Genomic DNA, 21,334 nt, shown 5'->3' with positions numbered 1-21,334 from the left:
TGATTCGCTCCCCGAGACGGCCCCTGACAACGGGGCGAAACTGTGCTCTCTTCAGGCCGGACCCGCGCGCAAAGACGCGGGCAGAGCAGATCGAGGCAATCATGAAACTTACACGACTTGCGGGCCTTGCCGCGCTTGGCTTTCTTGCGGTCGGACAGGCGCGGGCCGAGCCTGCGTCGCACGAGGACGGGCTGGGCTTCGGGATCATCCGGGACCTGACGCCAGTTCTCCGACCGGTCGTCCTGACTCCGAAGCCGAGCGAGGACAACAGCCCGAAGATCGAGCGGATCCAGATCGTGCGCAACGACGCCGCGCGCATGGAATGAGCCCCGTGCCGCCGTCCCTTTCGGGGCGGCGGTACAAGCAGGGCTTGTCCTTCGCCGCCAAGGACCTCACTTAAGGGGCGGGCGAGCAAGAGGACGCAATGGGACGGATTACGGCGGTCCTTGGCCCCACCAATACCGGCAAGACGCATTACGCGATCGAACGGATGCTGGGCTATCGCTCCGGCATCATCGGCCTGCCGCTGCGCCTTCTCGCGCGCGAGGTCTACGACAAGCTCGTCGGCCTGCGCGGTCCGTCGGTGGTGGCGCTGGTCACGGGCGAAGAACGCATCGTGCCCGAGCGGACGCAATATTGGGTGTGCACGGTCGAGGCGATGCCCGAGGCGATGGGCACCGATTTCCTTGCCATCGACGAGATCCAACTCTGCGCCGACCCCGAGCGCGGCCATGTCTTCACCGATCGCCTCCTGCGCGCCCGGGGGACGCACGAGACGCTGTTCCTGGGCGCCGAGACGATGCGCGGCGCAATCGCCGAGCTTGTTCCCGAAGCGTTCTTCATCAGGCGCGAGCGGTTCTCGACCCTGCTTTACACCGGCAGCCGCAAGATCAGCCGGATGAAGCCGCGCTCGGCCATCGTCGGGTTCTCGGTCGACAACGTCTATGCCATTGCCGAGCTTCTGCGCCGCCAGAAGGGCGGTGCTGCCGTCGTCATGGGCGCGCTCAGCCCGCGGACGCGGAACGCGCAGGTCGAGATGTACCAGAACGGCGATGTCGACTACCTCGTCGCGACGGATGCGATCGGGATGGGGCTGAACCTCGACATCGACCACGTCGCGTTCTCGGCGACGCGCAAGTTCGACGGGCGACGGATGCGCGACCTGCAACCTAACGAGCTTGCCCAGATCGCCGGGCGGGCAGGGCGCTATCAGAACGACGGCACCTTCGGCGTGACGGGCGAGGCGCCACCGCTCGAAGATGACGTGGCCGAGGCGATCTGCGACCACCGGTTCGCCCCGATCAAGCTTCTGCAATGGCGCAACGCGCGTTTGAACTTCGGGACGCCCGACGCGCTGATCGCCTCTCTCGAGCAACGGTCCGACCACCAACGATTGCAGCGGGCGCGCGAGGCGGACGACCTGTCCGCGCTCAAGACCCTGTCGGCGTTGCCCGATGTGGCGCAGGCATGCCGTGATGCGCCTGCCGTGAGACTGTTGTGGGACGTGTGCCGGATCCCCGATTTCCGCGGGATCAGCGCGTCCGAACATGCCGGTCTTCTCGAGACAATCTACGGTTTCCTGCACGAATTTGGCCGGGTCCCGGATGATTGGATGGCGCGGCAGGTCAAGCGGATCGATCGAACCGACGGAGATATCGACGCGTTGTCGAAACGCTTGGCGTATATCCGCACTTGGACGTATGTTGCACAGAGGAAGGGCTGGGTGGATGACGAGCGCCATTGGCGCGAAGCCACCCGCGCGGTAGAAGATCGACTGTCGGACGCCCTGCACGAGGCGCTGACGCAAAGATTCGTGGACCGGCGCACGAGTGTTCTCCTGCGGCGGCTCAAGCAGAAGGAGGCCATGGTGGCCGAAGTGAACGACAAGGGCGAGGTGACCGTCGAAGGTCAGTATGTGGGTCGGATCGAGGGATTCCGTTTCCGCCAGGACAAGGCGGGCAGCCCCGACGAAGCCAAGACGCTCCGGCAGGCCAGCGCCGCCGCGCTGGCGCCCCAGTTCCACCTGCGGGCGGATCGGTTCTACAACGCGCCCGATTCCGAGCTCGACTTCACCGAGCAGGGCGGCCTGATGTGGGGCTCTGACGCCGTGGGTCGCCTGACGAAGGGCGACGATCCGCTGAAGCCGCGCGCGCTGGCCTTCGTGGACGACGAGGCCGGCCCGGAGGTGCAGCAGAAGGTCGAGCGGCGCCTGCAGCATTTCATCGACCGCAAGATTGCCGCACAGTTCGAGCCGCTCCTGGCGATGCAGCGGGACGAGGCGCTGGAAGGTCTTGCCAAGGGCTTCGCCTACCGCCTGATCGAGACCATGGGCGTGATCACGCGCGGCGAGGTGGCGAACGAGGTCAAGGATCTCGACCAGGCCGCCCGCGGTCAACTGCGCAAGCACGGCGTGCGTTTCGGCCAGTTCACCGTCTTCCTTCCCGCGCTGCTCAAGCCCGCGCCGACGCGGCTGCGGCTGGTGCTGTGGTCGCTCCACCAGGGCTTCGACGAATTTCCCGAAAGCCCGCCACCGGGCCTGGTCACCATTCCCGCGGTTCAGGATGTTCCGGCCGGCACCTACACCATGGCGGGCTATCGGCTTGCAGGCGAGCGTGCGATCCGCATCGACATGCTCGAACGGCTGGCCGACCTGTTGCGTGCCAAGGATTCCCGTGCCGGGTTCGAGGCGTCACAGGACATGCTGTCGATCACCGGGATGACGCTCGAGCAGTTCTCGAAGCTGATGGAAGGGCTGGGCTACAAGTCCGAGCGGGGCGAGCGGGTAAAGGTCGCCGGCCCGAAGGACACTCCGCCCGCCAGCGCCGATCCCAAGGAGCAGCCCCCGGTAGAGCCGACTCCCGTACCAGACCCGGCCCCGGATGAGACCCCGCCGTCGAGCCCACCCGAGCGGCCGATGGACGTCCCTCCCGAAGGGCCGGCGCAGCCGCCGTCGGAAGTGCCGCCCGCGCCGGGCGGTCCGGGCACGGTGCCGACGGCCGAGGAGTCCCCTCAGGACGCCGATGTCGCTGCGGTAACGGACGAGGCTCTTTCGACCGCGCAGCCGGACGAGGCGGAACCGGTGATGGCCGAGCCCGAAGGGTCGTCCGATGCCCCCGAGAACGCCGACGTCGCTGCTGTCACGGACGAGGCTGCGTCCCCCGCCGCTCAAACGGACGAGACCGAGGTGTTCTACACCTTCACCTGGGGCGGTCGGGGCGAGCGCCGCGGCAACCGCCCGCGCGGCACCGACGAGCGTGGCCAGCAGGCGCGCCCCAAGGGCAAGCCGGGCGGCAACAAGGGTAAAAAGGGTCCGAAGGGCGACAAGCCGCAGAAGACCGAGGCGCGCCCGCCCCGCAGGGAAAAGCCGATCGACCCTTCGAACCCGTTTGCCGAGGCACTCATGGGGCTGAAGGGCAAGAACTGAGTGGAGGCCGCGTCTGCCATCCGGCTCGACAAATGGCTGTTCTTCGCGCGTTTCTTCAAGACGCGCAGCCTTGCCGCGAAGGTCGTGACGGATGGCGGCATCCGGGTAAATGGCCAGCGGGTCTCGAAGCCCTCGGCCAGCGTGCGGGTCGGCGACACACTGACCTTTACGCAGGGGCACAACGTCCGGGTGGTGATGGTGCGCGCTCCTGGCGAAAGGCGCGGTCCCGCCAGCGAGGCGCAGGCGCTTTACGAGGATCGCTCTCCGCCGCCCGCGCCCCGCGACCAGACGGCCCCGCGCGCCGAACCGGGCGGGCGCCCTACCAAGAAGGCACGCCGCGTGCTCGACCGTGACGCCGGGTGGCACGAGGCAGACTAGGCCGGGGCTCGATTAGGACGGGCCGCCGCTTGAACCTCGGGCGGCAAAGGTCTATGCCCGCGACGATTCCGATACGGGACCCATCATGACATACATCGTCAACGACAACTGCATCGCCTGCAAGTACACCGATTGCGTGGAAGTCTGCCCCGTGGACTGCTTCTACGAGGGCGAGAACATGCTGGTGATCCACCCGGACGAATGCATCGATTGCGGCGTCTGCGAGCCTGAATGCCCGGCCGACGCGATCCGCCCCGATACCGATCCCGAGGCGGAGAAATGGGTCGAGTTCAATCGGAAATACTCCGAGATGTGGCCCGTGATCGTCACCAAGAAGGACCCGCTGCCCGATGCCGAAGAGATGGATGGCAAGGAAGGCAAGATGGATCTCTTCTCGGAGGCGCCCGGCGAGGGCGGCTGAGCGCGTCGCACGAAGCGGCAGCGGACCCCGCTGGCGGAGGCCTGATTTTTGTGCTATGGTGTCCCTCACAGCAGCGAAATCGGGCGCGGATGCGTCCGAGCGGCGGGATATGTTTGTGTTCCCGGCGCTTTCGCGCGGCTGAGCCCCGGGGCCTGAGAAGGAACACTGTCTGCCATGAGCAAATCGAAGAAGCCGGAATTCCGTCCGAACGACTACGTCGTCTATCCCGCCCACGGCGTGGGTCAGATCCTCTCGATTGAGAAACAAGAGATCGCCGGGCTCGAGCTCGAGCTGTTCGTGATCTCGTTCGAGAAGGACAAGATGACGCTGCGCGTTCCGACGCACAAGGCGTCCGAGGTCGGGATGCGTCAACTTTCGTCGCCCGATGTCGTCACGAAGGCGATGGGGGTGCTGAAGGGCAAGGCCAAGGTCAAGAAGGCCATGTGGTCCCGCCGCGCGCAGGAATACGAACAGAAGATCAACTCGGGCGACCTGATCGCGATCGCCGAGGTGGTGCGCGACCTGCATCGCACCGATGATCAACGCGAGCAGTCGTATTCGGAGCGTCAGCTCTACGAGGCCGCACTCGAGCGTCTGGTTCGCGAGATCGCGGCCGTGTCCGGGGATGACGAGGGTGCCGCGCAGCGCCAGGTCGACTCGGTTCTCGAAGAGCGCAAGGCCGCCGCCGCCTGAACCGATCGTCCGTGGGAAATCGAAGGCCGCGCTCCGAAAGGGGCGCGGCCTTTTTCTTTGAGCGCGGTGCAGCGGCTTCGCGTGAGCCGAGCGCATTGGCGGCATCACGAGTCTTAAATCTGGGGAAGCGACAGAAAAATGGCAGCCCGTAGGGGAATCGAACCCCTCTTTCCAGGTTGAAAACCTGGCGTCCTAACCGATAGACGAACGGGCCATCCTGTCGTGAGCGGCTGTCTAAGGAAACTCGCTGGGGGGTGCAAGAGCGATTTTCGTGAAAGTTTCCTTCACCTCGCGGCAACTTTCTCTAGGCCGGCGCAGCGTCCTCGAGCCGGACCTGCGGGCGGGCGCGGCCTTGCCAGTGATTGATCTCGAGCCGTCCGGCGAGGTGGAAGCGGGCGCCGCCATGGCCTTCGAGTGCGGGACCCAGGGGGCCGTCGAAGGCGCCGAAGGCGATGGCGTCCACGCGGGGGCCCATGCCGTCGGTGAAGCTGATCTTCAGGTGGCTCTCGCCCACGCGCCGGGCCGACGTGACGCGGCAGTCGGGGAAGGCGAAGCGCGGGGCAGGGGAGCCCTGGCCGAAGGGGCCGGCGCGCTCGATCTCGTCGATAAGTTCGGTCGTCGCGGCACCGGGCATGAGCAGGGCGGAGACCTTGAGGCCGCGCGGCTCGCCCGCGGCCGCCCCCTGCCGCGCGAGCAGGTCGCCAAGGCGGGCCATGGCGTCCTCGATCCGATCCTCGGCGACGGTCAGGCCGGCGGCCATGCGGTGGCCACCGCCCTTCAGAAGCAGGCCCTCCTGCGCGAGGCGGTGGATCGCGGCGCCCAGGTCGACGCCGGCGATGGACCGGGCCGAGCCCTTGCCGATGCCGTCGGCCACGCCGATCACCACCGCCGGGCGGCCGGTCGCCTCTTTCAAGCGCGCCGCGACGATGCCGACGACGCCGGGGTGCCAGTCGGCGCCCGCGGCCCAGACGAGGGGGCCGTCGACGCCGCGGGTCTCGGCCTGGGCGAGGGCGGCGTCGCGCACGGCGTTCTCGACCTCGCGCCGGTCGGTGTTGAACTGGTCCAGCCGTTCGGCCAGCGAGGCGGCCTCGTCCGGGCAGGCGGTTGACAGCAGCCGCGCGCCCAGATCGGCGCGTCCGACGCGGCCGCCGGCATTGATCCGCGGTCCCAGCACATAGCCCAGGTGATAGGCCGAGGGCGCGACCGTCAGGCGCGCGATGTCAGACAGCGCGGCGAGGCCGGGACGGGCGCGGCGGTGCATGATGTCGAGGCCCCGCCGCACCAGCGCGCGGTTCACTCCGACAAGCGGCGCGACATCGGCCACGGTGGCAAGCGCCACCAGGTCGAGCATCGCCATCAGGTCCGGCCCGCGCGTTCCGCCTTCGCGCAGTCGACGGTTGGCCTCGACCAGCAGCAGGAACACGACCGCAGCGGCGCAGAGATGGCCCAGGTCGCCGCTTTCATCCTGCCGGTTGGGGTTCACCACGGCGATGGCGTCGGGCAGGGTCTCGGTGCCCAGGTGGTGGTCGAGGACGATCACGTCAGCACCGACGGCGGCGGCGATCGGGCCGTGGGACAGGGTGCCGCAGTCGACGCAGACGATCAGGTCGTGGTCGGCGGCGAGCTGCTCCATGGCGGCCTCGTTCGGACCATAGCCCTCGTCGATCCGGTCGGGAATGTAGAGCGTCGGGTCGAGCCCGAGGGCGCGCAGCCAGATCAGGAGCAGCGCCGAAGAGGCCGCGCCGTCGACGTCGTAATCTCCGAAGACGGCAACCCGTTCGCGGCGGGCGACGGCTTGCAGCACCCGCTCGGCCGCGGGGGCCATGTCGCGCAGGGTCAGCGGGTCGGGCAGCAGGTCCTTGATCGACGGCGCAAGGTAGCCCGCAGCGCCCTCGGGCGCGATGCCGGCGCGGCAGAGGACGCGCGCGACGGGGTCGGGCAGGTCGGTTTCCTGGCACATCGCTTCGGCCAGGCGGTCGTCCTCGGCCGTGGGGCCGATCCAGCGGCGGCCGGTGAGGGAGCTTTCGACGCCCAGGAAGGCCCGTGTGATCTCGTCGCGCGGCACGGCATATCTCGTTCATCCGGGAAGTCCCGCCACCATATCGCGGAGTTCCGCCGCAAGGAAGGGTGTCCCTCGGGGATTGCTTGGCACCATCCGTCGCCGGGCGTATGCCTGAACACATGAGTATGAGTGATCCAGCCAACATCGCGCGTGCGATCGCCATTTGCCTGCTGGCCGCCGGCCCCGCGGCGGCACAGAGCCTGTGTGGAAATGGCGATTCCGAGGCGGTTCTGGACGCGATCGAGGGGCGTTGGACGGCACAGGAAAAGATCGCCCTCGAGTCCCATGCCGACAGCTATTTCCGCGCACCCGATCCCGCCCCGGTCGTGATCCGCGACGGCCGGATCGAGTCGGCCTTCCTCGACAGTCTGCAGGGTCAGCCGCTCGACCTCGCGCTTGCCGACGGGCCGATCTACGACACGGATGCGGTGGACGCGCTGCTCGAGGACACCCGCAACCAGACGCTGGCCGACCTCCTGTCCGACACGCCCTGCGGTCCCGAGGATCTGCCGCAGCTCGTCGCGCACGTCCCCGATACCGAGGGGATCAGCGCCGGCGGGACCGTCACGCTGATCCCCTACTTCGAGGACCGGATGCTGATGGTCACCGAACTCGAGCTTTCCAGCCCGGAAGCGCTTCTGTTCATGGCCGGCGTCGCCTACATGACCCCCTCGGATCCCGACTGACCGCTTGCGTCCAGAGCGACGCGAAGGCAGTGTCGGTCGGCTGATCGGACCAGCTTGCGAAACGGACGGCGTGCCCCCACATCTGTCCCGTCACCGGAGGACCCGGGCCGTTGCCGCGAAGCGGGACGCGTGGTCCTTGCCAAGAAGGATAACTTGATGACCGAGCATACCTATCCTGTCCTGCCCCTGCGCGACATCGTGGTGTTCCCCCACATGATCGTGCCGCTCTTCGTCGGCCGCGAGAAATCCGTCCGCGCGCTGGAAGAGGTGATGGCGGACGACAAGCAGATCCTGCTGGCGAGCCAGATCGACCCCGGGCAGGACGATCCCGACTCCGACGGGATCTATACGTCGGGCGTACTGGCGAATGTGCTGCAGCTGCTGAAACTGCCCGACGGCACCGTGAAGGTGCTGGTCGAAGGCCGCGCCCGCGTGCGCATCACCGAATTCGTCGAGAACGATCGCTTCTTCGAAGCCGAAGCCGAGGAACTGACCGAGGCGGTCGGTGACGAAGAGGCCGTCGTCGCGCTGCTGCGCTCGGTCGGCGAAGAGTTCGAGAAATACGCCCGGGTAAAGAAGAACATCCCCGAAGAGGCGCTTGCCGCCGTGGGCGAGACCAACGATCCCGCGAAGCTGGCCGACCTGGTGGCGGGCCATCTGGGCGTCGAAGTGGCGCAGAAGCAGGAACTTCTGGAGACGCTCGACATCTCGCAGCGGCTGGAGAAGGTCTACGGCCTGATGCAGGGCGAGGTTTCGGTCCTGCAGGTCGAGAAGAAGATCAAGACCCGCGTGAAATCCCAGATGGAGCGCACGCAGCGCGAGTATTACCTGAATGAGCAGATGAAGGCCATTCAGAAGGAGCTGGGCGACGGCGAGGACGGCGAAGGCGAAGTGGCCGAGCTGGAGAAGCGCATCTCCGAGACCAAGCTGTCGAAGGAAGCGCGCGACAAGGCCGAGGCCGAGCTGAAGAAGCTCAAGAACATGTCGCCCATGTCGGCCGAGGCGACGGTCGTGCGCAACTACCTCGACTGGATGCTGTCCATCCCGTGGGGCGACAAGTCGCGGGTCAAGAAGGATCTGACCCGGGCGCAGAAGGTGCTGGATGACGATCACTACAGCCTGGACAAGGTGAAGGAGCGGATCGTCGAGTATCTGGCGGTCCAGCAGCGGTCGAAGAAGCTGAAGGGGCCGATCATGTGCCTCGTCGGCCCTCCGGGCGTGGGCAAGACGTCGCTCGGCAAGTCGGTCGCGAAGGCCACGGGGCGCGAGTTCATCCGCATCTCGCTTGGCGGCGTGCGGGACGAGTCCGAGATCCGTGGCCACCGCCGGACCTATATCGGCTCGATGCCCGGCAAGATCATCCAGGCGTTGAAGAAGGCGAAGACCACGAACCCCCTCATCCTGCTCGACGAGATCGACAAGATGGGCCAGGACTTCCGTGGCGACCCCGCTTCGGCGATGCTGGAAGTGCTCGACCCCGAGCAGAACTCGACCTTCGTGGACCACTATCTCGAGGTGGAATACGACCTCTCGGACGTGATGTTCCTGACCACGGCGAACTCCTACAACATGCCGGGGCCGCTTCTGGACCGGATGGAGATCATCCCGCTGGCCGGCTACACCGAGGACGAGAAGGCCGAGATCGCCAAGCGTCACCTGATCGCCAAGGTGGTCGAGAACCACGGCCTGAAGAAAGGCGAATTCGAGGTCACCGACGAGGCGCTGACGGCCATCATCCGCACCTACACCCGCGAGGCAGGCGTGCGGAACCTCGAGCGCGAGCTGGCGAAACTGGCCCGCAAGGCCACGACCCAGATCGTCAAGAAAGAGGTCGAGAAGGTCGTCGTCACGCCCGAGAACCTGTCGGATTTCCTCGGCGTGCCGCGGCACCGCTATGGCTTGGCCGAGGAAGAGGACCAGATCGGCGTGGTCACGGGGCTGGCCTACACCAGCGTCGGCGGGGAGCTTCTGAACATCGAGGCGCTGCGCCTGCCGGGCAAGGGGCGGATGAAGACCACCGGCAAGCTGGGCGACGTGATGAAGGAGTCGATCGACGCGGCCTCCAGCTTCGTCCGGTCGATCTCGCCCCGGATCGGGGTGAAGCCGCCGAAATTCGACACGCTGGACATTCACGTCCACGTGCCGGAGGGCGCGACGCCGAAGGACGGCCCCTCGGCAGGTCTGGCGATGGTGACGTCCATCGTGTCGGTGCTGACCCAGATCCCGGTCCGCAAGGATATCGCCATGACGGGCGAGGTGACGCTGCGCGGCAACGCGCTGCCGATCGGGGGCCTGAAGGAAAAACTGCTCGCGGCCCTTCGTGGCGGCATCAAGACGGTGCTGATCCCGAAGGAGAATGAGAAGGACCTGGCGGACATCCCCGACAACGTGAAGGAGGGGCTGCAGATCATCCCCGTTTCCCACGTGAACGAGGTTCTCGAGCATGCGCTCGTGCGCAAGCCCGAGCCGGTCGAGTGGGACGAGGCAGCGCAGGAAGCGGCCGACGCCGATCGCGCGGCCCGCTCCGCCGCGGCCGAGAACGCGGCGCATCTGCCGCACTGATCCCGGAGCGGGCGCTCCCGCCCGGTCCGACACTTCGACGGCGCGTCGCTTGGGCGGCGCGCCGTTTCTTTTTGAAGCGCTTGCCCGCACTGCCCCGTTGGCGGATGTGCTGCGTGGGGCAAAGCAGAAGGACCTACTGACCCCGATCAAGCTCCGATGCGAAGGAGGCGGATTGTCAGGAATTTGCCTGCCATCGGAGCGATAGAACCTTGCGGCCCTTTACCGACCGCGATACAGAACGCGCCACCGGGCGGTTAGCTCAGCGGTAGAGCACTTCGTTCACACCGAAGGGGTCACTGGTTCGATCCCAGTACCGCCCACCATTCGTACCCCTTGTTCCGATGGGGGTTTCGCGCCGAAATGCCGTCGGGCGAGCAGCCAAGCATTGGCTTCCGCCGCCCGCGAAGCTGGCGATGATCAGACATCATCCTGCCGTGTGCGCCCGCGCGGCATGACGAACATCGGGAACATCCGGTCGTCCCACCGGCGGCGCTGGCTCGGGACTCGAGCATCGCCGTCTCGTGCCTCTGATGGCCTTCGACTAGCCAATGACGTTTGCGGCAACGCGTGCTTTCGTTGCCCGCCGGGCGTTGCGGCCATGTCGCGGGCTTCCAGGCCGATCGGTGGCAAACAAGGAAAATGCGCTCAAGTTTCAGACGACCGAACCAGACGCGGAGGTACAAAGGACCGGCGGGGCGGGAACGTCGTCGATAGCGTAGGTAAATCCGCACGGCGTTTCAGGTTCCCCCCAGCGCCTGGGAACCCAGAACCCGTTCCAAGCGCAACCGACGCGCAGTGGCAAGACGCGCGAGGGGAAAGAGAACCCCGGCCGGCCAGCACTCCCACCAAGAGGTGCACCCATAGGGAGGTTACGCAGACCTGCTGCAGGCGATTCGGAAGGCTGCTGAGAGTATCGTGTGACTCAGGTCGATGAACGTGCCCAGATCATTCCCAGCACGTGAAAAGGTGCATTGCGGCGAGCTCCAAGGAACAACGGCCTCGTCTCTTCGGAGACGGGGCAGTGTCAGGTAAATCGCGATAGCCACAGCGGCGAGACACGCGAATGACGCTTCGGGAAAGCGCAAAACAAGTGGAACTGCCAGAGCCGCTGCCGAACAGAGCAGGAAGAGTGCCCACAGAAACCAGTAGTGCTTGTAGGGCGGGAGCGGCCCCCGAGGAATGGCGCGACAGGATTGTTCGCTGCGTTGTCCGGAAGCATCAACGCCGCGGCAAATATCCCCGTCGACAGTGCAAGCGGCCAAAGGAGCCTTTGCGCACGCTTGCCAACAGAAAACGCACCGTCTTTCGAGAAAGGCGCGGCCGAGCCGGTCGTGCCTGTGTGGCTTTGCGCCCCTGTCGCCGGGGCGCGGGACATCCTACAAGGTGATGGCACCACATCACTCGGAAGGTCCCCATGTATCTGACAATGAACCGTTTCAAGGTCACTCGCGGCCAGGAAGAGACCTTTGAGGAGATTTGGGCCAGCCGCGACAGCCATCTGAAAGAGGTCGAGGGCTTCGTCGCCTTTCACCTGATGAAGGGCGAGACGAACGAGGATCACACGCTCTACGCCAGCCATACCACCTGGAAAAGCCGCGAGGCGTTCGAGACCTGGACCCGCTCGGACGCATTCCGCAAGGCGCATTCCGGGGTGCGCCCCCAGACGGACCTCTATCTCGGGCCGCCGAAGCTCGAAATCTTCGAGAGTGTCCAGAGCGTTACCTGAGCCTGCGTCGCGCGGCGGGGCCTGACATAGCTCACCTGAAGGCGAGCACCGATCGAGCCTACCTCGCCCCCTAGCGCGACGCCGGATCGGTCTGCGACCCACGCGGGCGGCAACGGTTCCTCCACGGGCCGACATGGGCACCGCCGAAGCTCTGGCCGAGGGGGCGGACTCCCGATGCGTGCGCACCTCTTGGAGCGGGGTTCACGGTGGACTCGTCGCTGCAATTCCACCGAATTCCCGAGGACGAGTTACCGGGTGGACGGATTGCCCCAGCCTCGGGCGGGGCGGCGGCGATGGCGGGGATGAGCTGCCGGCGGAGCTGAGGATCGGGGGGCGGGGATGACCCGCCCCGCGTGGTCATTCGGCGGGCGCCGCGCGGGCATCCTCGGGCTCGGTGGACTCGCCGATGTCTTCGGCACTGCCGGGAAGCTCGTTGGGCATGTTGTGGTCCGCCTCGACGTCCGTACGGTAGCGCAGGTTGTGGCGGTGGACGATCAGCGGGTCCCAGGCAAGCGCGCGCCACAATCCGTAGGTGATGAGCACCACGACGATGGCAAAGGGGAAGCCCGCCACCACCGCCGCCGCCTGAAGGGCCGACAGGCCGCCGGCGAGCAGCAGGACCGACGCGACGCACCCCTCGGCAACAGCCCAGAACACGCGCTGGACCTTCGGGGGATCGGGGTCCCCGCCCGCAGTCAGCATGTCGATCACAAAGCTGCCCGAGTCCGACGAGGTGACGAACCACAACACGATCAGCACCACGGCGAAGATGGACGTCACGCTTGCCAGCGGGAAATACTCGAGCAAGGCGAACATCGTGTTGCCGTAGCCTTCTTGCGTGGCCTCGATCAGGGTCTGGTCGCCGCCGAGCGAGATGTCGATGGCAACGCCGCCGAAGGCCGAGAACCAGAAGAACATGATCGTGCAAGGCAGCAGCATCACGCCCGCTACGAACTCGCGGATCGTGCGCCCGCGCGAGATGCGGGCGATGAACACGCCCACGAAGGGGGCCCAGCTGATCCACCACGCCCAGTAGAAGATCGTCCAGGCGTTCTGCCAGTTTCCGCCGCTCCACCCTTCGGTCCAGGTGCCGAGATCGACGAGCTTGGCAATGTAGTTGCCGTAATTCTCGATGAAACTGTCGAGGATGAAGAGCGTCGGTCCCACGATCATCATGAAGGCCAGAAGCACCATCGAAAGTATGACGTTGATGTTCGACAGCCGCTTGATGCCGCCGTCGAGGCCGGCGACCACCGACAGCGTCGCCATGGCCGTGATGACTGCGATCACGATGATCTGCACCCAGACGCTGTTTTCGATCCCGAAGACCACCCCGAGCCCGTCATTGATCTGGATCGCGCCGAGGCCGAGCGAGGTGACGATGCCGAACATCGTGCCGAACACTGCCAGCGTGTCCACCACGTCGCCCCAGAACCCGTAGATGCGGTCTCCGATCAGCGGATAGAGCGACGAGCGGATCGACAGGGGCAGGCCCTTGCGGAAGTGGAAATAGGCGAGGCTGAGCGCGACGACGGCATAGATCGCCCAGGCGTGGAACCCCCAGTGGAGGAACGTGATCGCCATGGCCTCTTGCGCGGCGGCCTGCGTCTCGGGCTCGAGCCGGGGGGGCGCGAAGAAGTGGTACATCGGTTCGGCCACGCCCCAGTAGATGAGGCCGATGCCGATTCCGGCCGAGAACAGCATCGCCGTCCACGAGAACAGGTCGTATTCGGGGGACTCGTCCATGTAGCCGAGGCGGATGTCCCCGTACGGCCCGAACCCGAGGAAGATGACGAAGAGAAGAAGCGCGTTGACGAGGACGATCAGCGTCCAGCCGAGATAGGTGGTCAGCGCCGATTGCAGGCCGGTGAAGATCGTGTTGGCCGTGTCCGAGAAGATCGCGCCGAACAGGATGAAGGCGACGATCAGGATGGCGGAGGTGGCGAAGACGGGGCGATGAACCTTGGGAAAGATCCAGAGCCGGCTCTGGGTGATCTGCTGTTTCATCTCGCTCCTGGCATTGGTCGGCCTGGGCCCGCTACGGCCGGTTTCGGCTGATGTAGCGTGCAGAGGCATCGACACAAACGCAAGGTGACCGAGAGTCAGATCGTGGCTGCGGCGTGATTGGCTGGGAAGATCGTTATCGAGGGAGCACGCCAGCGACGCGGCGAAACGGTGAGCGCGTGCCAGGTGAAGCTGCCGGGCGCCAGCCGCTGCCGGGTCGGCTGCCAGAAGACCGACGACACGGGGAACCGCCCGATCAGGCGGCGCACGACCTGGAAGCAAAGCTGCCGACCGAGGCCTCCAACCGCGTCGCAGGTGACGGTGACTTGCCACGCGCCATCGTCGTGCAAGCGGCCGAGAAGTTCGAGATCGCCGTGGTCGGTGGCATAGCGGATGCTATCGCCCGACAGGCCGAGATCGAGCGCGCTGATCGAGGCGCCGGTCCGGGACAGCACGCCGCCGATGAGGGCAGGCAGATCGTAGAATCCCGCCGCCTCGTTACTGGCGAACGCGATCATGGCTGAGGTCTTGTGAGAAGCGTCGGTCACGGTGTTCCCCCTGCTGTGTCGCGCCAGATCCCAGGCGTGACGGCTAAGCAGAGCATTCCAGCGACCCGTTTACATTTCGTTCTCATCACCGCGCGGAGCGCGGAAACGGGAAAGGGGCGCCACTGCGGACGCCCCTCAATAGCTTTCCGGTTGGCCGGTTCAGCAGCTGTAATACATCTTGAACTCGATCGGGTGCGGCGTGTGCTCGTAGGCGTAGATCTCTTGCCACTTGAGATCCATGTAGCCCTGGATCTGGTCCTTCGTGAAAACATCGCCGGCGGTCAGGAAGTCCATGTCGGCCTCGAGCTCGGTCATCGCCTCACGCAGGCTGTGGCAGACCGTCGGGATGCCTTTCAGCTCTTCGGGGGGCAGATCGTAGAGATCCTTGTCCATGGCTTCGCCCGGATTGATCTTGTTCTTGATCCCGTCGAGGCCGGCCATCAGAAGCGCCGCGAAGCACAGGTAGGGGTTCGCGGCCGGGTCGGGGAAGCGGGCCTCGACGCGCTTGGCCTTGGGCGACTCGGCCCACGGAATACGGACGCAGCCCGAGCGGTTGCGGGCCGAGTAGGCGCGCAGGACGGGGGCCTCGAAGCCGGGGATCAGGCGCTTGTACGAGTTCGTCGTCGGGTTGGTGAACGCGTTCAGGGCCTTGGCGTGCTTCAGGATCCCGCCGATATACCACAGCGCCTCGTCCGACAGGTCGGCATACTTGTCGCCCGCGAACAGCGGCTTGCCGTCCTTCCAGATCGACATGTTGACGTGCATCCCGGTGCCGTTGTCGCCCGCGATGGGCTTGGGCATGAACGTGGCCGACTTGCCGTAGGCGTGGGCAACGTTCTGGATGACGTACTTGTACTTCTGAAGCTGGTCGGCCTGGTCGGTCAGGGTCCCGAAGATCAGGCCCAGCTCGTGCTGGCAGGACGCGACCTCGTGGTGGTGCTTGTCGACCTTCATGCCCATGCGCTTCATCGTCGACAGCATTTCCGAGCGCAGGTCCTGCGCGTCGTCCACCGGGTTCACCGGAAAGTAGCCGCCCTTGATGCCGGGACGGTGGCCCATGTTGCCGCTCTCGAACTCGGCGTCGCTGTTCCACGCACCGTCGGCGGCGTCGACCTGGTAGGACACCTTGTTCATCGAGACCGAGTAGCGGACGTCGTCGAACAGGAAGAACTCGGCCTCGGGGCCCATATAGGCGGTGTCGCCGATGCCGGACGCCTTGAGGTATTCCTCGGCGTTGCGCGCGGTGCCGCGCGGGTCGCGGTCATAGCGCTCCATCGTGTCGGGTTCGTACACGGTGCAGTGAACGGCGAGTGTCTTCTCGGCGTAGAACGGGTCCATGTAGGCCGATGCCGGATCGGGCATCAGTTTCATGTCGGACTGGTCGATGCTCTTCCAGCCGGCGATCGAAGAGCCGTCGAACATGAAGCCTTCGTCCAGGAAATCCTCGTCCACCTGGTCGGCCATCACCGTCACGTGCTGCAGCGTGCCGCGCGGGTCGGTAAAGCGGATGTCGACGTATTCGACGCCTTCATCCTTGATGGTCTTCAGCATGTCTTCCTTGCTCATGGGTCTCTCTCTGTTTGGTATGTCGCGGTCAGGCTTACAGCGCGTCCGAGCCGGTCTCGCCGGTTCGGATGCGGATCGCCTGTTCGACGGGGGATACGAAAATCTTTCCGTCGCCGATCTTGTCGGTCTTTGCGGCGCTCACGATGGCTTCGATGGCGGCGTCGACCTGATTGTCGTCAAGGACGACCTCGATCTTCACCTTGGGCAGGAAATCCACCACGTATTCGGCGCCGCGATAGAGTTCGGTATGGCCCTTCTGCCGGCCAAAGCCCTTCACCTCGAGGACAGAGAGGCCCTGGATGCCCACATCCTGAAGCGCTTCCTTCACCTCGTCGAGTTTGAAGGGTTTGATGATCGCCTCGATCTTCTTCATCTGGCCGATTCCTCCGGTCTCGGGTTCATTGGGGTCAGACCACTTCCCGCGTCGTCTCTCAATCGGGGACCCGAGCGGGACGTGGCCGGCGTCGCTGCCTTCGTAGGGGTTGCCTGAATTTTGTGCAATGTGATTGTCTTTGCGCCTGTTTTGGAAAGGAAAGCCATGCCGCGTCTGCTGTCTGCCGAAGAGATGCGCGAAATCGAGAGTGCTGCCATGGATTCAGGCAGCGTCACCGGCCGCGCCCTGATGGAGCGGGCCGGGCAGGGGGCGGTCGCCGCCGCGCTGTCCCGCTGGCCCGACCTTGCCTCCCGAGCGCACCGCGCCGTCATCCTCTGCGGTCCCGGGAACAACGGTGGAGACGGGTTCGTCGTGGCGCGCCTGTTGGCCGGGCGGGGCTGGGAGGTGCGCGTGCTTCTGATGGGCGATCCGGCGGGACTGCCGCCGGATGCGCGGGCCAACCACGACCTCTGGGCCGGCATCGGACCGGTCGAAGAGATGACCCAGGCGGTTCGGGACAAGCCGGACCTCGTGGTCGATGCGATCTTCGGCACCGGCCTCTCCCGTCCGTTCGAGGCCGAGGGCATCACGGCCGCCTTGGCCGACATGGCCGAAGGGGAAGCGGTGCGGGTGCTGGCGCTCGACATGCCGTCGGGGTGGTGCTCGGACAGCGGGCGGTGGCTGGGCGAGGGGATAACGCCCACCCGCGCGAACCTGACCGTCGCCTTCCACGCAGCCAAGCGGGGGCACTACCTAGGTGACGCGCCCGAGGCCTGCGGAGCGCTTGCCGTTGTCGAGATCGGGCTGGACGAAAGCGAGGCGGGCGTCTCGCTCGTGTCCGCGCCGCCGGCCCGACGGCTGATGAAGCAAGGCGGGCACAAGTATGGTTACGGCCACGCGCTGATCCTTGGCGGCGGCGTCGGCAAGGGCGGTGCGGCCCGAATGGCCGCGCGCGGGGCGCTTCGGATCGGCGCAGGGCTGGTGACGCTGGCCGTGCCCGGCGCGGCGCTGCAGGAGAACGCCGCCCGACTCGATGCGGTGATGCTGACGCGCATGAACGATGTCCGGGACCTGGCCGAGATCCTCGAGGACGACCGTCTGAACGCGCTCTGCCTCGGGCCGGGGCTGGGGCATGGCGGCGGGACGCGGGCGCTGGTGCACGCGGCGCTCGAGGTCGAGCGGCCGGTGGTACTGGACGCCGATGCCATGACCAGCTTCGAGGAGGACCCCGAAGAACTGTTTGACGCGCTTCACCTCGGCGTCGTGCTGACGCCGCATATGGGCGAGTTCGCCCGGCTCTTCCCCGACCTCGCCGCGCCGCTGAAGGAAAGCCCCGAGGCCGGTCCCGCCTACTCGCGCCTGGACGCTGCGCGCCTCGCGGCGGAACGGGCGGGCTGCACCATCCTGTTGAAAGGTCCCGACACGATCATCGCGAATGCCGAAAGCGCCGCACTCCATGGGGCGTTCTACGACCGCGCGGCACCGTGGCTGGCCACCGCGGGGGCGGGGGACACGCTGGCCGGGTTCATAACCGGCCTTCTGGCGCGCGATGACGACCCGTTCTTCGCCGCCACCGCCGCCACATGGCTGCACGCGGACTGCGCGCGGGATTTCGGCCCCGGCCTCATCGCCGAGGATCTGCCCGAGCGCCTGCCGCGCGTGCTGGCGCGGCTCGCTTAGGCCGCGTTATTCAACCGTGACCGACTTCGCCAGGTTACGCGGCTGGTCGGCATCGGTGCCCTTCGCGATCGCCGTGTGGTAGGCGATCATCTGTGCCGGCACCGCATAGACGATGGGCGCCCAGAGCGGGGGCACGCGCGGCATCTCGATCGTGCGCCACGCCTCGTCGTCCTTCGACAGCCCCTCGGCATCGGACACGAGCACGACCCGGCCGCCGCGGGCCAGCACCTCCTGCATGTTCGACACGGTCTTGCCGAACAGGTGGTCGGTGGGCGCGAAGACGATGATCGGCACGGTCTCGTCCACCAGCGCGATCGGGCCGTGCTTCAGCTCTCCGCTCGCGTAGCCTTCGGCGTGGATGTAGCTGATCTCCTTCAGCTTCAGCGCCCCTTCGAGCGCCAGCGGATAGAGCGCGCCCCGACCCAGGAACAGCACGTCGCGCGTCTCGGCCAGCCGTCGGGCGATGTCCTTCACCCGGTCCTCTGTCGCGATCGCCTGGCTGACGAGGGCCGGCATCCTCCGCAGATCGGCCAGGTGGGCCGCGGCCGCGTCGGGCGTGATCTCCTTGCGGTCGAGGGCTGCACGAAGCGCCAGCACGGCCAGTACCGTCAGCTGGCAGGTGAACGCCTTGGTCGAGGCCACGCCGATCTCGACCCCGGCAAGGATCGGCAGGGCGGTGCCTGCCTCGCGCGCGATGGACGAGCCCGCGACGTTCACGATGGCGACCGTTTTGGCCTTGTCCTTGCAGTAGCGCAGGGCGGCCAGCGTGTCGGCCGTCTCGCCCGACTGGCTGACGAAGATCGCCATGGTGTTCTCGCCCATGGGCGGCTCGCGGTAGCGGAACTCGGACGCGACGTCGATCTCGACCGGAACGCGGGCCAGCGCCTCGAACCAGTATTTCGCGACGTGGCAGGCGTAGGAGGCCGTGCCGCAGGCCACCATCACGATCCGGTCGACCCCGGCGAAATCGATCTGCCCTTCCTTCAGGCGTATCGCGTCGCCATCGAGGTAATGGTCGAGGCAGGCGGCGATCACGGCGGGCTGCTCGTGGATCTCCTTTGCCATGAAGTGCCGGTGGCCGCCCTTGTCGACCTGCGCAGCGGACTCGGCGATGCGGGTCTCGGGGCGCACGACCTCGTTGCCGGCCTCGTCGAAGATGTGGCTCTCGGTCCGGGTCAGGACGGCCCAGTCGCCTTCCTCGAGGTAGATCAGCCGGTCGGTCAGCGGGGCCAGGGCGATGGCGTCCGATCCGACGAACGCCTCGTGGCCGTTATGCGCGATGGCGAGGGGCGAGCCCTTGCGCGCCGCGATCATCAGGTCGTCCTCGCCGTCGAAGAGGAAGGCCAGCGCGAAGGCCCCTTCGAGCCGTGCGAGGGTGCGCTTCACCGCCTCGACGGGGGTCGCGCCGCGGTCGAGGTGGGACTTGCACAGAAGGGCGACGATCTCGGTATCGGTTTCGGATTCCGCGCCGTAGTTGGCGGCGGTCAGCTCTTTGCGCAGGGTCGAGAAGTTCTCGATGATGCCATTGTGGACCACGGCCACCGAGCCCGCGCGATGGGGGTGGGCGTTGACCTCGGTCGGCTTGCCGTGGGTGGCCCAGCGGGTGTGGCCGATCCCGGACTTGCCAGGCAGCGGGTGGTGGACGAGCGTATCGCTCAGGTTGACCAGCTTGCCCACGGCGCGGCGGCGGTCGAGGGCGCCGTCGTTGATCGTCGCGATCCCGGCGCTGTCATAGCCGCGATACTCGAGCCGGCGCAGCGCTTCGAGGATGGTGGGCGAGACTTCGTGCTCGCCCAGAATGCCGACAATCCCGCACATCAGTTGGTCCTCTTGCTCTTTGCCGACCGCAGCTTGGTCATCAGTTTCCGGGCCAGCCCCTCTTTCACCACCTGCCGCGCCCGGCCGAGGGCAAGGGCCCCGTCCGGCACGTCGCTGGTGATGACCGAGCCCGAGCCGGTCATCGCCTCGGCACCCACACGGATCGGCGCCACCAGCATGGTGGACGAGCCGATGAACGCGCGCGCGCCGATCTCGGTCCGGTGCTTGAACACGCCGTCGTAGTTGCAGGTCACGGTGCCCGCGCCGATATTCGCTCCCTCGCCTACGGTGGCATCGCCGATATAGGTCAGGTGGTTCACCTTGGCGCCTTCGCCGATCTCGGCCGACTTGATCTCGACGAAGTTGCCGACCTTCGAGTCGTTCCCAAGCTCGGCCCCGGGGCGCAGGCGGGCATAGGGGCCGACCACTGCTCGGGCGCCGACATGGCAGCCTTCGAGATGGCTGAAGGCGCGGATCGTGGCGCCGGATTCCACGGTGACGTCCGGGCCGAAGACGACATGCGGCTCGATGAGCGCGTCGCGGCCCAGGTGGGTGTCGTAGGCGAAGAAGACGGTGTCGGGGGCGGTCAGGGTCACGCCGTCCTCGAGCGCCTCGGCCCGGCGGCGGGCCTGGAAGATCGCCTCGCCCCGCGCGAGCTCGGCGCGGGTGTTGATGCCCATGGTCTCGGACTCGTCGCAGGTGACGGCGGCGCAGCGCAGGCCGCGGTCGCGCGCGATGCCCACGATGTCGGTGAGGTAGAATTCTCCGCTGGCATTGTCGTTGCCGACCGCGTCGATCAGGTCGAACAGGACCTCGGCATCCGCGCAGATGACCCCCGAGTTGCACAGGGTGATCGCGCGCTCGGCCTCGGTCGCGTCCTTGTATTCGACGATGCGGGTCAGGTCGCCGCCCTCCACCACCAGCCGACCGTAGCGGCCCGGATCGGCAGCCTCGAAGCCCAGCACCACGACCGCGGCACCGCCCGTGCGGGCGGCGGCCATCATCGACAGGGTCTCGGGCCGGATGAACGGGGTATCGCCATACAGGATGAAGACGTCGCCGGTGGCATCCTTCAGCGCCTCGCGGGCCTGCGCGACGGCATGGGCGGTGCCAAGCTGTTCTTCCTGCAGGACCACGCTCAGGCCCTCGTCATGCTCGGCGGCTTCGGCGCGCACCGCTTCGGCGCCGACGCCTGCGACCAGGACGCGGCGATCCGGGTCGAGCGCCGCACCCGCCCGAAGCGCGTGAACGAAAAGCGGCGCGTGGCCGACACGGTGCAAGACCTTGGGCAGGTCCGACATCATCCGAGAGCCCTGGCCCGCGGCCAGGACGATCAGGTGAGAGGGCATGTGTGGGCCTTTCCTTCTGCTAGCCGGCGTTCTACGCCTCTGCG

The 21,334-nt window shown here is 66.6% G+C and carries 16 protein-coding genes and 2 tRNA genes; 10 read left to right on the top strand and 8 right to left on the bottom strand.

Going from position 1 to position 21,334, the window contains the following annotated elements:
• Window positions 1-101: 101 nt before the first annotated feature.
• The 5 genes from PAM7066_RS01935 to PAM7066_RS01915 all read left to right on the top strand — a co-directional run bounded on the left by PAM7066_RS01935 (window position 102) and on the right by PAM7066_RS01915 (window position 4,916).
• Window positions 102-326, top strand: a complete 225-nt coding sequence (locus tag PAM7066_RS01935; RefSeq protein ID WP_085852423.1) for a hypothetical protein — start codon at window positions 102-104, stop codon at window positions 324-326.
• Window positions 327-424: 98 nt separating this feature from the next.
• Entirely contained in the window at window positions 425-3,424 is a 3,000-nt protein-coding gene (locus PAM7066_RS01930; RefSeq protein WP_085852422.1) for a helicase-related protein, read from the top strand.
• Window positions 3,425-3,802 carry an RNA-binding S4 domain-containing protein gene (locus PAM7066_RS01925; protein ID WP_085852421.1) on the top strand — a complete coding sequence of 126 codons (378 nt, stop codon included), beginning with the start codon at window positions 3,425-3,427 and terminating at the stop codon, window positions 3,800-3,802. It abuts the gene before it with no gap.
• A gap of 85 nt (window positions 3,803-3,887) precedes the next feature.
• Window positions 3,888-4,223: a ferredoxin FdxA gene (gene fdxA, locus PAM7066_RS01920; RefSeq protein ID WP_085852420.1), complete on the top strand. Its 336-nt coding sequence runs from the start codon at window positions 3,888-3,890 to the stop codon at window positions 4,221-4,223.
• Between the two features lie 174 nt (window positions 4,224-4,397).
• Window positions 4,398-4,916: a CarD family transcriptional regulator gene (locus PAM7066_RS01915; protein WP_085852419.1), complete on the top strand. Its 519-nt coding sequence runs from the start codon at window positions 4,398-4,400 to the stop codon at window positions 4,914-4,916.
• 139 nt (window positions 4,917-5,055) lie between these two features.
• On the opposite strand, the gene PAM7066_RS01910 is transcribed toward PAM7066_RS01915, so the two are convergent.
• Both PAM7066_RS01910 and recJ read right to left on the bottom strand, forming a co-directional pair.
• Window positions 5,056-5,130: transfer RNA gene (locus PAM7066_RS01910), tRNA-Glu, on the bottom strand.
• Between the two features lie 90 nt (window positions 5,131-5,220).
• Complete coding sequence (recJ, locus tag PAM7066_RS01905) at window positions 5,221-6,981, bottom strand: single-stranded-DNA-specific exonuclease RecJ (protein WP_245749557.1); 1,761 nt, start codon at window positions 6,979-6,981, stop codon at window positions 5,221-5,223.
• Window positions 6,982-7,097: 116 nt separating this feature from the next.
• Here recJ and PAM7066_RS01900 point away from each other — a divergent pair, with 116 nt between their 5' ends.
• From PAM7066_RS01900 to hmuQ, 4 genes are all read left to right on the top strand, one after another.
• Window positions 7,098-7,664 (top strand): hypothetical protein, encoded by a 567-nt coding sequence (locus tag PAM7066_RS01900; RefSeq protein WP_176237560.1) that lies wholly within the window; start codon window positions 7,098-7,100, stop codon window positions 7,662-7,664.
• Between the two features lie 156 nt (window positions 7,665-7,820).
• Entirely contained in the window at window positions 7,821-10,226 is a 2,406-nt protein-coding gene (lon, locus tag PAM7066_RS01895; RefSeq protein WP_085852417.1) for an endopeptidase La, read from the top strand.
• A 248-nt stretch (window positions 10,227-10,474) separates the two neighbouring features.
• Window positions 10,475-10,549: transfer RNA gene (locus PAM7066_RS01890), tRNA-Val, on the top strand.
• A 1,091-nt stretch (window positions 10,550-11,640) separates the two neighbouring features.
• On the top strand, window positions 11,641-11,952 hold the full coding sequence (gene hmuQ / locus PAM7066_RS01885) for a heme-degrading protein HmuQ (protein WP_085852416.1): 312 nt from the start codon (window positions 11,641-11,643) through the stop codon (window positions 11,950-11,952).
• Window positions 11,953-12,309: 357 nt separating this feature from the next.
• Here the strand turns inward: hmuQ and PAM7066_RS01880 are convergent, their stop codons facing one another.
• The 4 genes from PAM7066_RS01880 to PAM7066_RS01865 all read right to left on the bottom strand — a co-directional run bounded on the left by PAM7066_RS01880 (window position 12,310) and on the right by PAM7066_RS01865 (window position 16,443).
• Window positions 12,310-13,959 carry a BCCT family transporter gene (locus PAM7066_RS01880; RefSeq protein ID WP_085852415.1) on the bottom strand — a complete coding sequence of 550 codons (1,650 nt, stop codon included), beginning with the start codon at window positions 13,957-13,959 and terminating at the stop codon, window positions 12,310-12,312.
• A 95-nt stretch (window positions 13,960-14,054) separates the two neighbouring features.
• The gene (locus PAM7066_RS01875) at window positions 14,055-14,474 is read right to left on the bottom strand and encodes a hypothetical protein (protein ID WP_085852414.1); all 420 of its coding nucleotides are present in this window, start codon (window positions 14,472-14,474) and stop codon (window positions 14,055-14,057) included.
• Between the two features lie 189 nt (window positions 14,475-14,663).
• Complete coding sequence (gene glnA, locus PAM7066_RS01870; RefSeq protein WP_085852413.1) at window positions 14,664-16,070, bottom strand: type I glutamate--ammonia ligase; 1,407 nt, start codon at window positions 16,068-16,070, stop codon at window positions 14,664-14,666.
• 34 nt (window positions 16,071-16,104) lie between these two features.
• Window positions 16,105-16,443: a P-II family nitrogen regulator gene (locus PAM7066_RS01865; protein ID WP_085852412.1), complete on the bottom strand. Its 339-nt coding sequence runs from the start codon at window positions 16,441-16,443 to the stop codon at window positions 16,105-16,107.
• Between the two features lie 165 nt (window positions 16,444-16,608).
• Between PAM7066_RS01865 and PAM7066_RS01860 the strand changes: the two genes are divergently transcribed.
• Window positions 16,609-18,123, top strand: coding sequence for an NAD(P)H-hydrate dehydratase (locus PAM7066_RS01860; protein WP_085852411.1), 1,515 nt, complete (start codon window positions 16,609-16,611; stop codon window positions 18,121-18,123).
• A gap of 6 nt (window positions 18,124-18,129) precedes the next feature.
• On the opposite strand, the gene glmS is transcribed toward PAM7066_RS01860, so the two are convergent.
• The gene (gene glmS / locus PAM7066_RS01855; RefSeq protein ID WP_085852410.1) at window positions 18,130-19,941 is read right to left on the bottom strand and encodes a glutamine--fructose-6-phosphate transaminase (isomerizing); all 1,812 of its coding nucleotides are present in this window, start codon (window positions 19,939-19,941) and stop codon (window positions 18,130-18,132) included.
• Window positions 19,941-21,290 carry a bifunctional UDP-N-acetylglucosamine diphosphorylase/glucosamine-1-phosphate N-acetyltransferase GlmU gene (gene glmU, locus PAM7066_RS01850; protein WP_085852409.1) on the bottom strand — a complete coding sequence of 450 codons (1,350 nt, stop codon included), beginning with the start codon at window positions 21,288-21,290 and terminating at the stop codon, window positions 19,941-19,943. The genes glmS and glmU overlap by 1 nt, the downstream gene beginning before the upstream one ends.
• Window positions 21,291-21,334: the final 44 nt, after the last annotated feature.

The sequence above is a fragment of the Palleronia marisminoris genome (genome assembly GCF_900172315.1).
Classification (GTDB): domain Bacteria; phylum Pseudomonadota; class Alphaproteobacteria; order Rhodobacterales; family Rhodobacteraceae; genus Palleronia; species Palleronia marisminoris.
Note: the sequence above shows the minus strand (reverse complement) of the source record. Positions and strands in the feature narration are given on the sequence as shown.